Here is a 12,917-nt window from a genome sequence, read left to right on the forward strand (position 1 = left end):
GCGAGTCACACAGCCATCAGCCAACAGCCAACAGCCAACAGCGATCTCACTATCCAAACAGCATAGCCAGTGCACACAGGATCAGCATCAGGCATACCCACTGCTTAAACTGGCGCTCGTCCACCTTATGGTGCAGCTTATTGCCAATATAAATGGCCAGATACAATACCGGCACATATGCCAGTATGGTCAGCGCCACCGGTTGGATCTTGCCCTGCATCAGCATCACCACACTGTACAGGCTGTTCAGACAGAACCACACATACAGCAGCAAGGTGCGAAACTGGCCCTTGTCGAGCTGGCGACTGCTGATGGCATATACCAGCAGCGGCCCGCCGGAACCATACAGCCCCTGGCAAACCCCGGCTAATAAGGTCCAGCTTTGCTGCCACCAGGCGGGGCGCGGGGTAACCGGTAACTGGTGATATAGCTTGTACCATTCGCGGGCAGCAAACCACAGCACCAGCAGGGCAAAGCCGCGTTTCAGCCATACCCCGGGTAATTGTGCCAGCAGCACAATACCCAGCCCCAGCCCCAGGATCATCATTGGCAGAATGCTTTTTAGCAACAAGGCAGCATTCAATTCACGGCGCAGCTTCCAGGCCATGGCGCCGGTGGCAAAAATATTTAGCGGTACCAGTACCGGCAACAGCTCGGGAATAGCAAACATTAAGCTGCCAATCGACACCGCAATCACCATGCTGCCAAAACCAATCATGGCCTGTACGGTAAAGCCCAGCCAGATAGCCAGCCCCAACCACAGATAATCCGGGTTCATGACAAAGCCTGTTTCAGGTTGTCTTTATAGCGGCGCGACAGGTTTAGTTTATGCCCGGACTTCAGTTGAATTTCGCCATCGCCGCTGCTTTGGTAACTGATATTGTCAATGGCCTGGTGATTGACCGCATAGCTGCGGTGAATTCGGCTGAAGCCTTTGCTTTGCAAACGTTCGCTCAGCTCATTTAAGGTACTGCGCAACGGATAGATGCGCCCCTGGCTATACAAATTCACGTAATTGCCCGCCGACTCCAGATAGTCAATATCTGCCACCCTGACCAGAAATTCCCTGTCCAGTTTGCGCACCAGAAAATGCTCGGGGACCTGAGTGGGGCTGTCTTCCCGCTCGTCCACCGGCCGCGCTTCGCCTTTCAGGCGGCTGTAAACAAAGTGATAGAGTTGATAGATCAGAAACCAGAACAGATAGCCCCAGGCGTCCTTACGGTATTCATAGCAAAATTCCCGCAGCCAGGGGCCAAAATCATAGTTGCCACCGGCCAAATGGTAGATTAGCTCGCGAAGCCCCATCATCAGCCCCACATGCAAAATGGCAAATATCAGGGTGGCAACCAGATGCAGCAGCAACTGGCGACCGGGCGCGCTGAGTCGCACCGGCATACGGGCAAACCAGGCAAATAACAGGGGTGCCAGCAGCAAAAAGGCCAGGGCGCTGGTGTATTCCCAGGCGAATGGCTCCCACAGGGCAAAATCCGGGCTGCCGTCGCGGTTGGTTTCCATCCAGTCTGAGGTGGCATTAATGCTGTTATTGACAAACAAATAGGCCGTTAACGCTATGGCCACATAACGCCGGGGATGGCGGTCAAACCGTGCAAACCAGCTCACTGAAAGTACTCCCTAATTTCATCCCAGTATTCCACCGCTTGTCCCCAGGCCCATTCAATTCAACCTTTGTCGGTATTGGGCAAGGACGGGGCAGGGCCATGATAAGTGCCTGACTTTACCTTAAGGACGGCATATGACTCAAACAACAAAACCACGTCGCTATGATATTGACTGGTTGCGCACCCTGGCCTTTGGCCTGCTGATTGTTTATCACCTTGGTATGTATTACGTGGCAGATTGGGGCTGGCATATTAAAAGCCCGTTTCAAGCCGAATTTGTCTGGTTACAGGACCTGATGATCCTGACCAATCCCTGGCGCATGTCGTTACTGTTTTTTATCAGCGGTATTGCCCTGGCGCTGGTGGCAGATCGTTACCCGCCGGGGCAACTGCTCAGGCTGCGCAGTGCCAGATTGCTGATCCCGCTGTTATTTGGCATGTTTGTGGTTGTGGCTCCGCAGCCCTATTTCGAGGCGCTGGATCAGAACCTGATCCAGCCTGGCTTCTGGGCCTTCTGGCTGGATTATATTAACCCCTGGACGAGCTTGCTGGTGGAACACCACAGTGCCATTGGCTTGCTGACCTGGAACCACCTGTGGTTTTTGCCTTACCTATGGTTGTACAGCCTGCTGGTGATTGGCCTGCTGCCGCTGCTAAACCACATGGGGCAAAGTGACTGGTTACGTCGCCTGAATGGCCGCTGGGCCTTGCTGGCAGTAATAAGCATACAGTTGTGCGCCTGGTATTTTCTGAAAAAGGCGTATCCCAGCAGCCATGATGTCGTGACCGACTGGTACAACCATGCCAAGTATCTGCTGGTGTTTATCGGCGGCTACCTGTTTGCCCGCCAGGGCAACTGGTGGCAGCAGGTGATTGCCTGGCGCCATGTATTTCTGGGTATGGCGGTAGCTGGTTATGGGTTTCTGGTGCTGGACAGACATGGCGCATTTTCGGCCCTGGCCGCGTTGTTTGACACCAACCTGGCAGTGAAACTGCTGTACGGTGTTATCGGCGCAACCGAATACTGGGCCTGGATCCTGGCGGTGGTGGGGCTGGCCGGACATTATCTGAACCGCCCCAGCAGACTGCTGCGCTACACCGACAAAGCGATTTTACCCTGGTATATGCTGCATCAAACCCTGATTATTGTGGCGGCCGCCAATCTGAAGTCCTGGCAACTTTGCCCTGGTATCGAGGCGCTGCTGATATTACTGCTAACCTGTTCAGGCTGTTATATTGGCTATGAAATCATCCGCCGCGTGGCCCTGCTGCGCTGGCTATGTGGGTTAACATCCCGCCCTGCCAGCGCGAAAACGGCACTTGCCCCACAGGCGCCTTTAGCTTAAAAGAGGGGCTGGCAAGTCACATATTCTGGCAGTATGACAGATTCAGATAGCATTCAATTTAAACAGTTGGCCCTGCAACGTCAGGGCCTGACCGGCAGCCACGGCTGGCAGGGCGAACAGGGTACCCTGCAGGCCATTGAGCAACTGGGCTATGTACAGATCGACTCCATTAATGTGGTGGAGCGCGCGCACCATCACTGCCTGTGGAGCCGAGTGCAAGATTACCAGCCAGCTATGCTGGACACATTGCTGAGTAAGCGCCAGATCTTTGAATACTGGTCCCACGCGGCGGCGTTTTTACCGATGCAGGACTTTCGCTTTGGCCTGTGGCGCATGCGCCGCATCGCTGAAGGCGAAATGCATTGGTTCACAAAAGATCCAAAACTGGCTAATGAGGTAATGGCGCGAATTCGCGCTGAAGGGCCGCTCAGTGCCGCCGATTTCGAACATAGCGGCAACTCAAGCGGCTGGTGGAACTGGAAGCCGGCTAAAAAAGCCCTGGAGCAGTTGTTTATGGAAGGCGAGCTGATGGTCAGCGAGCGGCGCAACTTCCAGAAGGTTTATGATTTGACCGAACGGGTGCTACCGGCCAACGTCGATACCCGCTTGCCCAGCGATGAAGAGTTTGCCCGCTATCTGATTAACTGTTATCTGCACGCCCATGGTATTGGTACTGCCAAACAAATGGGTTATTTGCGCAAAGGCGCGGTGCAGAAAACCCTGCAACAATGCCTGAAGCAGATGCTCGAAGCTAGTGAGCTGCACAGTGTTAAGCTACATGGCCACACCTATTATATGCACCGTGCCGAGCGGGATAAGGCGCTGGCCGCGCCCGCTGCACAGTTGCATTTGCTGTCGCCGTTTGACAATAGCGTGATCCAGCGCGAAAGGTTGAAAACGCTGTTTGGTTTTGACTACCAGATTGAATGCTATGTTCCCAAACACAAACGCCAGCACGGCTACTTTTGTTTGCCGATATTATGGAATCAGCAATTTGTCGGGCGTATGGATGTAAAAGCCGAGCGCAAAGCGGCTGTATTGCAGGTGCTGCAGTTGAATCTGGAAGCGGACTTTGTGGTGGAAGAGGCCTTTATTCAGGCCCTGCGTACCAAGCTCAAAGACTATGCCCAGTTTAACGGCTGTAAAAAATATCAGGTGAAGGCGATAAACCGCCGCGGCCTATTGCGACCACTCAATAAAGCTTAAGATACGAGATGAATTTCACCACAGAGACACAGAGAACACGGAGAAGAGCAGGAGATCTAGAAGTGTATATTATTGATAACTAAGCATTCTCTGCGCCTCAGCGGTGCATAGATATTTTCGGATGATTTAGCCAGATATCCATTTTTACCGCAGAGCCGCGGAGGAAAGCAAGAGATTTTTGGGGTTATGCTTTTGAAAACTCAGTGTTCTCTGTGCCTCTGTGGTTATTTATGCTTTTCTTTACCCCACCATCCGGTGTGGCGATATAGCCATCGGCACTGGTGGCAATAAATACTGAACATTGCATGAGTACATCCTGTTTGGGTTTTTGTCCGGGGAGTATCCACGGGGGGAGGGGCCTTGGCAAGGCTGGAAGTGCTTAACCTCCTGGTTGAAAAAAGGAAATTTGATTCTTAAGGCGAGAATTGTCCGCTCTTGGCAGCGTTTAAAAGCGCATCCCAATCCTCCGGGGGATTGCCGGACTTAAGCATCTTGGCAAACACCTTGTAAGCATCTGTTTTGCTGTCGTAAGCCCGCTTATTGCCATCATCATTGACCCAAGCGTAAACAATAATTTTGGACTCGAGGTGGTATCGAAAAAACAGCCGGTATTGCTGAAAGAACTTAGCGCGAAACCAGTGTTTATTGTTGTCGCCTAAAGTCTTCCCTTGGCGATAATCCGCTAGTGTCGGGTCTTGAGGAATAACCTCATAAGCCAGTTTATAAATGGCCGCTAAGCGTTTGCTGTCATTTTTCTTGGTGTAGCCGTGTGGATCTTTTGCCTTTAACGCTGCGACTTTGGCTTTCAGCATTTGATACTGCTCAGCAAAAAGAGGATGGATAAATAGCATCCAGCCGTTCACTACCATCGGCACGTTATCAGGCAAGTTTACTCATCCTTATCAGACAGTGGCGCATCCAAATCAATATCGACGTCGGCAACCAGCGATGCCACGCTGTGACGCATACTGGTCGTCAGTGGCTGTAGCTTTTCGGGATGCTTCTGCATATCAACCGCCAAGAAAGATAAAAACTGGTCAAGGACAGGATCTGCTTCATCTGCTTCAAAACGCTTCATCAGCACGCTGCCATCAGATTGGATGACGTATTTAATCTTATCTTTCTTACCCAACTGCAAGGCCTGACGAACAGCGCTTGGCACTGTGGTCTGAAAACGGTCAGTCAATGTTGATTCTGCTTCTAATGCCCTATGCGCATGCACAATGGTCTCCACAACTTTACTTAGAGAATGGTGATATTTTATGTATGGAATACAGGTAATGCAAATGCATTACCTGTTGTGGAGAGCTAAAAAGATACTCTGATTGCACCATGCTGAAGGATGTATTGCGAAAGGTCGTCATAGTTCCAGATGTGTCTTTTACTCAATTTGCTCCCAGCAAATTGCCCCCCCTTTTAGCAGCGCCCTGAACTGACCGGGAATTTTAAGGGGGGTGAAAGCGGCTCGGGCCGCTGGGAATAGTTATACTTGGTTTGGTTTTCGTTAGTATTTGAACATTAAAGATAATTTCAATTAAGGTGGGAGGACTGGTAACGCCGTGACACTTTAACCCAAAGCGAGTTTGGTCATAAAACAATAACAACCGGGCTTATTTGATGTCTTGCACCTTAACACCTTCTTTGTATCAGGAACCGCATTTGTGGCTTATTGAACTGCTGGCCTGGTGGCAGGGCAGAGTCAATGCCACTGACTTGTCGCGGCATTTCACCATTAGCCGCACCCAAGCCAACAAATATATGCAGCGCTATCGCGCGCTGTTTCCGCACAATCTTGATTATTGTAAAACCAGTAAAGGCTTTGTGCCCCAGTCAAACTTCAGCCTGCGCTGTATCAGCGGTGATGCCAGCGAATACCTGGACTGGCTCGATCAACAGGGTCTGACTGTCTTCAATACCTCGGGACGCAATAGCCAGCAGTCAGACCAGCAACCCATCACGCATACCAGCCTGACACTACCCAAACGCCAGGTATCGCCACTGATTATGCGCGCATTGGTTAGTGCCATTCGCACCCGGCAGCGGCTGGAGATTGGCTATGTATCACTAAGCACGCCAGACGATCAGGGCCGGGTCATTCAGCCGCATACCTTTGTTAAAACCGGCCTGCGCTGGCATTTGCGTGCGTATGACGAAGGGCATAAGGCATTCCGTGATTTTGTACTCAGCCGTTTTCGTGGTGAACCAGTGCTGTCAGGTCCAGCCACGCATGCACAGTGCCAGGACAGCAGCTGGAATACCCAGGTGGAGCTGATCTTTGAACCCGATCCCAGACTGAGTCATGCTCAACGGCAAGTGATCGAGCACGACTATCAGATGCAAAACCGCCAGTTGCGGCTAATCACCCGAGCCGCTTTGGCCCAGTACCTGTTACAGGAAATGCAGGTCAGCACCAAGGTGCTGGCTGGTAGCGGCGCTGCGCAGCAACTGATTCTGGTGAATATCGACGACATTAAGCCCTGGCTGTTTGATAGCTGATTCTGGCGGGATTTATGTTCTTGGATGGACGTTAAACCGACGTTGTTGGGGCATGCGTCAAAGCCAGCCCAACATTGGTAACAACTTAACCACAAAGGCACAGAGAACACAGAGAGAGCGCGTCAGGAATTAGAGATCTAAGCCAAACCTGTAAACAAAGTTGCCTGGTTTTATTTCAGGGATTGTTGGTTTTGCAGCAACTGCTAGATTGGAATTTCATACAGAAAGAATCAATGCAGAAAGTGATGATAAAGACTCGACATGACAATAAGTCCCGACGCCTCAGAAAAAAGCTGTACCTGGGGGAGTTCACCGTATTGGGCATGGATTTGGATTGTAGTCTGGCAGGGGAGGACGAGGATGTTTGGGTTGATGCCTTCTTAGATTGGTTGGAAAGTCAGCACCTCTGCTTTGGCGGCGGTGTCGGCGCCGGACAAGTTAGTGGATATATCTGCGCTAAAGGACGTTACGACAGTGTCACTCAAGCTCAGTGGCAATTGCTACATGACTGGCTAAGCGCACAAAGGCACATAAAGAACGTTGTACTCTCGTCTTTAAACAACGCTTGGTATGCCGACCAAAAATGACGGAGTTAGCTGGTGAGTATTGAGCATAACAATCAGTTTTTACATCAAGTTAAGCCAAACCAATGCCCAAGCTGCGGTGCCAAGACGATCGCCGATTATGTGTATGGCCTGGCGGACGATCAGAAAACACAGAAAGCACACCAAGAAGGAAGAATCGTGCTGGGCGGCTGCGATATGGGCCATATCTGCGCCGGTGAACCCTACCGGGCCTGGCGGTGTATGGGGTGTGGGGGGGATTTTTACAGTCACGTTCTTATGAACTGGCTTTAAGGACAAAAATTATGATAAGGCTTTCTATACAAAAGCAAACAACCATGAAGGTTGTTGGGTATGAGGATTGCCCTGCAAAAACTTTTGTTGATGATAACGGTAATGTGACCCTTGGAAGGACAGTGTTAAATCATTGCCAGATAGTAGGTGCCGTTGCACGAGAGCTGATCATACGGATGGGGAACAAGCATCACCAATCACTCTTTCCTGAGGGGGCTGCATTCGTTGCCGCCAGCCACGATATAGGTAAGGTCAGTCCGACTTTTTATAACAAAATCATGCGGGCCTGTGGGCAAGACCTGATTAAGGGGGCTAATCCAGATTTAGAAAAGGAATGGGGTGGGCATGCTGGGGTAAGCCAGTTGGTTGCCAAGTATCTTGGAACTCCTGAGCAAGTGCCTGAAATTCTAGGGCAGCACCACGGATTTTCACCTGGAGTATCAGGATTGCGCGCAACCGATGAAAATTTTGGCGGCATGGAGTGGCAGACTGAGAGAGAAAAGCTGGTCAATGCGTTGCAGAAAACCTTAGGAGAATGCTGGCCGCTAGTGGAATCTGTTGCCCAATCGCGTGTATTAGCAGGGTTGACGTCAGTAGCAGACTGGATTGGTTCTGGGCAGTTCTTTGAAGATCCAAGACTGCCCTGGCAAGACAAAATTCAGCAGGCGGTAGATGACGCGGGGTTTATCCCCCCAACCTACAGGAAGGGGATGAATTTCAAAGCGGTTTTTGGCTTTGAACCACGAATCGCCCAAACGCTGTTTATTGAACAGGTTTCTGCTCCCGGTGTGTATGTGCTGGAAGCGCCGATGGGGTTGGGAAAAACCGAAGCAGCTCTTTATGCCGCATACCAAATGCTGCAAAGCGGACAAGCCAGTGGCATCTATTTCGCGCTTCCCACACAACTGACATCCAACAAAATGTACGAACGTTTTCAGCACTTTCTGGGTAAGGTGTTGGGGGATGATTGTACCCATCGTTCATTGCTATTACATACCGATGCCTGGCTTCTGAAAACAGAAATGGGTGAAGAGGGACGCCCCGGCGGAGCCTGGTTTAATCACAGCAAGCGTGGTCTTTTGGCTCCTTTTGCGGTGGGAACTATTGATCAGGCACTGATGGCGGTTATGAATGTTAAGCATGGCTTTGTGCGGGCTTTTGGTTTAGCCGGTAAGGTTATTATCCTTGATGAAGTACACACCTATGATGCCTACACGGGAACATTGCTGGATGCGCTGGTTAAATTGCTGCGTGAACTCCAATGCACCGTCATTATTCTCAGTGCCACGCTTAATCAGGAACGTCGCCAACAACTGCTGGGGCGGCCTACAGAGGCGATGGACTACCCATTGATCATCGCCAGCCCAAATACCCGTAAGACGGTGCAGGAAATCAGTTTACCAATGCATGAGAAAAGACAGGTGCAGGTTTCGTTGCATACCGATGAGCGTACGGTGCTTGAACAAGCCTTATTGCGAGCGGAGCAGGGACAGCAGGTGTTATGGATTGAAAACACCGTCAAGGAGGCACAGCTGCGCTATCTGGATCTGGCTGCGCGGGCGGCAGAGCTTGGCATTGGCTGCGGCTTGCTGCATTCGCGTTTTACCGTAGATGATCGTCAGTGTATCGAAGACTATTGGGTGAATCTGTATGGCAAGGGGGGCTGGGAGCAACGTCGGTTACAGGGTCGGATTTTGGTAGGCACCCAGGTACTGGAACAGTCGTTGGATATTGATGCAGATTTTATGGTGTCCCGTTTTGCCCCCACTGACATGCTGTTGCAGCGCCTCGGGCGCTTGTGGCGTCATGCTGAGACACCCCGCTGCAAACACGCCAGGCCCGAAGTCTGGTTGTTGGTTCCCGAACTGGAAGAGGCCATCGAAGTTCCGCAAAAGACTTTTGGACCCAGTGCGTTTGTCTACAGCCCCTATGTGCTGTGCCGCAGTTTGGAAGTTTGGCAAAGCCACAAAACTATCAATCTGCCAGATGATATTCGCCATGTAATTGAATGTACCTATGCCAGCCGGGTTGAACAGGGACAGATGGAGCGCTGGCGGTATGAGCTGGAGCATGGCAGTCGTCTGGGCAATCAACAGCGTAAAGGGCGTATCGCGTTACAACAATTAGCCAAAGTAGGGTTGTCCCAAGGGGGAAAAACCCTACCGGAAAGTAAGGCACAAACCCGTTTCAGCGAAACAGACAGCTATGAAGTCCTCATGCTGCGCGACATTTCTCAGAACAATAGTAACGCTACGCTGACTCTGCTCAGTGGTGAACAGGTGGAGTTGCCTTTGCGACGAAACAAACTGAGCAAGGCAGCTTGGCGGCAGCGTACTGCTTTGTTAATGCGCCAAATTGTTAATGTACCAGCCGGAGATATGCCCGCAGCGGTATCCAACGATACTCTCAAACGCTTTGGATTGCAGAACTGCTTCTTTTTGGGGCGTGACGATTGGCCTGAGGATGAAAGTGTGTTGCGGGTAGCGCTGGTCGATGAAACTGGCAACCTGCGTGGTATCGGCAATGCAGCAATACACCACAAATACAAACTGGAATATCGCGATGACCTGGGTTATCGGGTGATTAAATATCAGGAACTATAGCCATGGAAAACCGTTTTAATTTGATTGATGAGCCGTGGATACCCGTTGCCGATTATGGGCGGGTCAGCCTGCGACAGATCTTTACCCACAATGAATACCGAAGTTTTGGGGGGAATCCAGTACAAAAAATCGCCGTTCTCAAACTCCTATTGGGTATTGCTCAGGCGGCGGTTACGCCCGCGGATGAAGCCGAGTGGCAAGCGCTGGGGGCTGAGGGGCTGGCAGAGCGTTGTTTGGCCTATTTGGAACAATGGCATGATCGGTTTTATTTGTATGGTGAAAAACCATTCTTACAGATGCCTTTAGTAGAAAAGTTGATAGAAGAAAGGATGGGGAAAAAGCTAGCGTCAGCCAAGTCTGGCGCTAAAAAGAAAGAAGCTGAATTAGCTGGGGAGCCAAAGAGTTTTGGGGCCGGATTCTACCCCGACATGCCAAGTTCAAACAATACCATGCTTTCACAAACGCTTTTTGATCAAAAGCTTTGTGACGCGGATAAGGCCCTGTTTGTTGTTTCGCTAATGAATTTCGCATTTGGCGGAAAGCGCGTTGAAGCTGATATGAAATCGCTTGGCGGCAAAGAAATAGGAAACCGCTATAGCGCGCCTGCAGGTCCGAGTTTAGGGGGGCGGACGGGATATTTACATTCGTTTGTTTTTACGGGAACGCTTTTATCAGACCTCTGGATTAATTTAATCACCCAAGAAGATTTAGAAAAAACCATGATGTGGGCTGATGGGGTGGGGATTCCCTTGTGGGAAAACATGCCGGTCTCAGAAAGTTGCGACTTGGTAAATGAATATAAAAATACCTACATGGCGACATTAGTATCTATGAGCCGTTTTTCACTTCTTCGTGATCACGGTATTTTTTATCTGGACGGAATTAATTATCCCAGCGTAAAAGATGGCTGGTTTGAGCCTAGTTTGATGCTTGATCGTTCAGGGCAAGATATAAAGCCAAAATATGTGAATCCTGAAAAAAGGCCTTGGCGTGAGCTAGAGAGTCTGTTGTCTTTAGCATTTGAAAGTAAGAGCAATGGCTACGAATGTATGTTTTTACGAATTGGTCTTGAACGAGCGAGGGATAGATTCGAGTGGTTATCCATTTGGTCTGGTGGCTTGAAAGTTAGTCCTAACTCAGGGGATCAATCAGTTAAACAGGAGGATGATTTTATAGAGTCACAAACGTGGATGCATGAATCAATCCTTGGGGCGGTAGAGTTTAGTCAGTTGAAACTTGAAATGAATTGTTTGGATGAGAGGGCAAGTTGCTTGTGGGGAAGTGCAGTGAATTATTTTAAGTCGTTCAAAGCAGATAATGGGAAGAAAATCAATAATACCCATGCAGGAAAAATGGCAAAGCAAGCTCAAAACCTTTTCTGGCAACTCTGCGAGCGGGATTTTCAGGTGCTAGTCAATAACTGCAATCAGAGCGAATCGGATGCTATTGAACGCCAGAAGCTGCGTAAACGTTTTGCTGGCTATGTAAATCAGGCCTACGACAAATTCTGCCCCCGTGACACGGCCCGCCAACTGGATGCCTGGGCAAAGTGCCGTCCAAATAACAGCAATTATTTGCAACAGGAGACATAAGGTCATGCAAGAAGCACTAAAAACTAAAGGCATTGAAAAGGAAAACCGTGATCAGCGTTTTGTTGAGACGGTGCTTGAGTGCTGTCACAAAGACAAGGGAATGGCAGCTAGATTGCGCCGTGCCGATAACCCGGGAACTGAGTTCCAGAGTTGGGAACTGTTAGGCAGATTTGGGGTGGATCTTGAAAAAGATTACGAACGTTTGCCCTTTGTAACCATAGCGGCCGCTATTGCCAAAGCAAAATCTGAGCGCAATGGCAACCTCACTTTGGGAAAAGCCATAGCTGCATGCTACGACGAGGGCAGGGATAGCGATCAGGCCAAGGCGCGCCTGCGTCGTTTACTGGCTTGTGATGAACTGGCCGAAGTGTGTCGAATTCTGCGGCCAGTGCTGACACTGATTGACAGCAAGGTCGGCCAGCCGCTGGATTATGTGCGTCTGTTGCGTCAGTTGCGCTTCTTTACTTATGAATCCGGCCATAGGAGCAAAACTCAGTGGGCGCAGGAGTTTTATGGTCAGCCGGTTACGGCAGGGGAAGGCGAATTATGAGCATGATAGCCAGTGTGCTGCATCTGGATCATCGTGCAGTTAAAGCGTTACGTATTACAGATGCTTATTCCCTGCATCGGGTTGTGTACAGCTTGTATAAGGACGTTCGCGATGCACACCAGAAGAAGGCCAGCAAGACAAGTGGGATTCTCTATGCCGATCAGGGAGGGGACATTCGTGGCCGCAAAATCTTGATGCTGGCCGACCGCCCCCCTATGAGGGCGGTGGATGATAAATATGGAGAGGTGCTGAGTAAACCTATTCCAGAGGACTTTCTTGCGCAAACGCACTACCGCTTCAAGGTGATTGTAAACCCGACCAGGCGAGGCAATGCCAGCCGCAAGTTGGTGGCGGTGCGAGGCAGGGACGATGTCGCGCATTGGTTTAGCGAGCGTGCCACCACCAGTTGGGGTTTTGAAGCGTCGGCCGAACACTTGCAGGTAGACAAGATCAGTGTTTTGCAATTTAAAGACAAACAGCAGCGCCAGGTCACTGTTGGTCAGGCTCATATACAGGGGCGGTTGCGCATCACTGACATAGAACAATTTACTCAAAGTTTTACGCTGGGGATTGGTCGTGCCCGTGCCTACGGTTGCGGCCTGCTGCAGATAGTGCCTGTGGTAGATGAACTTTTCGCCTGATTTTTTA

The 12,917-nt window shown here is 50.5% G+C and carries 14 protein-coding genes; 9 read left to right on the forward strand and 5 right to left on the reverse strand.

The features are described 5' to 3' along the window. Window positions 1-49: 49 nt before the first annotated feature. Complete coding sequence (locus tag ABD028_RS19080) at window positions 50-778, reverse strand: sulfite exporter TauE/SafE family protein (RefSeq protein ID WP_343847053.1); 729 nt, start codon at window positions 776-778, stop codon at window positions 50-52. After that, complete coding sequence (locus ABD028_RS19085) at window positions 775-1,620, reverse strand: LytR/AlgR family response regulator transcription factor (RefSeq protein WP_343847054.1); 846 nt, start codon at window positions 1,618-1,620, stop codon at window positions 775-777. Before ABD028_RS19085 ends, ABD028_RS19080 begins: the two co-directional genes overlap by 4 nt. Before the next feature lie 133 nt (window positions 1,621-1,753). On the opposite strand from ABD028_RS19085, the gene ABD028_RS19090 reads away from it, so the two are divergent. Both ABD028_RS19090 and ABD028_RS19095 read left to right on the forward strand, forming a co-directional pair. Then, window positions 1,754-2,965 carry an acyltransferase family protein gene (locus ABD028_RS19090; protein WP_343847055.1) on the forward strand — a complete coding sequence of 404 codons (1,212 nt, stop codon included), beginning with the start codon at window positions 1,754-1,756 and terminating at the stop codon, window positions 2,963-2,965. A gap of 33 nt (window positions 2,966-2,998) precedes the next feature. Beyond that, on the forward strand, window positions 2,999-4,171 hold the full coding sequence (locus ABD028_RS19095; RefSeq protein ID WP_343847056.1) for a winged helix-turn-helix domain-containing protein: 1,173 nt from the start codon (window positions 2,999-3,001) through the stop codon (window positions 4,169-4,171). A 184-nt stretch (window positions 4,172-4,355) separates the two neighbouring features. Here ABD028_RS19095 and ABD028_RS19100 read toward each other — a convergent pair whose 3' ends face one another. The 3 genes from ABD028_RS19100 to ABD028_RS19110 form a co-directional block, all read right to left on the reverse strand. Continuing rightward, the gene (locus ABD028_RS19100; protein WP_343847057.1) at window positions 4,356-4,478 is read right to left on the reverse strand and encodes a hypothetical protein; all 123 of its coding nucleotides are present in this window, start codon (window positions 4,476-4,478) and stop codon (window positions 4,356-4,358) included. A gap of 106 nt (window positions 4,479-4,584) precedes the next feature. Next, a complete protein-coding gene (locus ABD028_RS19105) occupies window positions 4,585-5,040 on the reverse strand; it encodes a type II toxin-antitoxin system YhaV family toxin (protein ID WP_425542142.1) in 456 nt (151 codons plus the stop codon). A 20-nt stretch (window positions 5,041-5,060) separates the two neighbouring features. After that, window positions 5,061-5,405, reverse strand: a complete 345-nt coding sequence (locus tag ABD028_RS19110) for a type II toxin-antitoxin system PrlF family antitoxin (protein ID WP_343847059.1) — start codon at window positions 5,403-5,405, stop codon at window positions 5,061-5,063. Window positions 5,406-5,830: 425 nt separating this feature from the next. On the opposite strand from ABD028_RS19110, the gene ABD028_RS19115 reads away from it, so the two are divergent. The 7 genes from ABD028_RS19115 to cas6e all read left to right on the forward strand — a co-directional run bounded on the left by ABD028_RS19115 (window position 5,831) and on the right by cas6e (window position 12,910). Further along, window positions 5,831-6,667 carry a BrxR family helix-turn-helix transcriptional regulator gene (locus ABD028_RS19115; protein ID WP_343847060.1) on the forward strand — a complete coding sequence of 279 codons (837 nt, stop codon included), beginning with the start codon at window positions 5,831-5,833 and terminating at the stop codon, window positions 6,665-6,667. 245 nt (window positions 6,668-6,912) lie between these two features. Then, entirely contained in the window at window positions 6,913-7,254 is a 342-nt protein-coding gene (locus tag ABD028_RS19120) for a 50S ribosome-binding protein YggL (protein ID WP_343847061.1), read from the forward strand. A gap of 12 nt (window positions 7,255-7,266) precedes the next feature. Next, on the forward strand, window positions 7,267-7,524 hold the full coding sequence (locus tag ABD028_RS19125; protein WP_343847062.1) for a hypothetical protein: 258 nt from the start codon (window positions 7,267-7,269) through the stop codon (window positions 7,522-7,524). A gap of 44 nt (window positions 7,525-7,568) precedes the next feature. Continuing rightward, entirely contained in the window at window positions 7,569-10,127 is a 2,559-nt protein-coding gene (gene cas3 / locus ABD028_RS19130; RefSeq protein ID WP_343847063.1) for a CRISPR-associated helicase Cas3', read from the forward strand. Between the two features lie 2 nt (window positions 10,128-10,129). Then, window positions 10,130-11,719 (forward strand): type I-E CRISPR-associated protein Cse1/CasA, encoded by a 1,590-nt coding sequence (gene casA / locus ABD028_RS19135; protein ID WP_343847064.1) that lies wholly within the window; start codon window positions 10,130-10,132, stop codon window positions 11,717-11,719. 4 nt (window positions 11,720-11,723) lie between these two features. Then, a complete protein-coding gene (casB, locus tag ABD028_RS19140; RefSeq protein WP_343847065.1) occupies window positions 11,724-12,269 on the forward strand; it encodes a type I-E CRISPR-associated protein Cse2/CasB in 546 nt (181 codons plus the stop codon). Beyond that, window positions 12,266-12,910, forward strand: coding sequence for a type I-E CRISPR-associated protein Cas6/Cse3/CasE (cas6e, locus tag ABD028_RS19145; RefSeq protein ID WP_343847066.1), 645 nt, complete (start codon window positions 12,266-12,268; stop codon window positions 12,908-12,910). Before casB ends, cas6e begins: the two co-directional genes overlap by 4 nt. The last annotated feature ends 7 nt before the right edge of the window (window positions 12,911-12,917 follow it).

The sequence above is a fragment of the Bowmanella denitrificans genome (genome assembly GCF_039522935.1).
Taxonomy (GTDB): domain Bacteria; phylum Pseudomonadota; class Gammaproteobacteria; order Enterobacterales; family Alteromonadaceae; genus Bowmanella; species Bowmanella denitrificans.

Excerpts from the sequence above, each read along its gene's own strand:
- ABD028_RS19095 (WP_343847056.1), top strand. The coding sequence starts at position 2,999 with ATGACAGATTCAGATAGCATTCAATTTAAACAGTTGGCCCTGCAACGT.
- casA (WP_343847064.1), top strand. The coding sequence starts at position 10,130 with ATGGAAAACCGTTTTAATTTGATTGATGAGCCGTGGATACCCGTTGCC.
- ABD028_RS19080 (WP_343847053.1), bottom strand. The coding sequence starts at position 778 with ATGAACCCGGATTATCTGTGGTTGGGGCTGGCTATCTGGCTGGGCTTT.
- cas3 (WP_343847063.1), top strand. The coding sequence starts at position 7,569 with ATGAAGGTTGTTGGGTATGAGGATTGCCCTGCAAAAACTTTTGTTGAT.
- ABD028_RS19120 (WP_343847061.1), top strand. The coding sequence starts at position 6,913 with ATGATAAAGACTCGACATGACAATAAGTCCCGACGCCTCAGAAAAAAG.
- ABD028_RS19090 (WP_343847055.1), top strand. The coding sequence starts at position 1,754 with ATGACTCAAACAACAAAACCACGTCGCTATGATATTGACTGGTTGCGC.
- cas6e (WP_343847066.1), top strand. The coding sequence starts at position 12,266 with ATGAGCATGATAGCCAGTGTGCTGCATCTGGATCATCGTGCAGTTAAA.
- casB (WP_343847065.1), top strand. The coding sequence starts at position 11,724 with ATGCAAGAAGCACTAAAAACTAAAGGCATTGAAAAGGAAAACCGTGAT.
- ABD028_RS19100 (WP_343847057.1), bottom strand. The coding sequence starts at position 4,478 with ATGCAATGTTCAGTATTTATTGCCACCAGTGCCGATGGCTATATCGCC.
- ABD028_RS19105 (WP_425542142.1), bottom strand. The coding sequence starts at position 5,040 with ATGGTAGTGAACGGCTGGATGCTATTTATCCATCCTCTTTTTGCTGAG.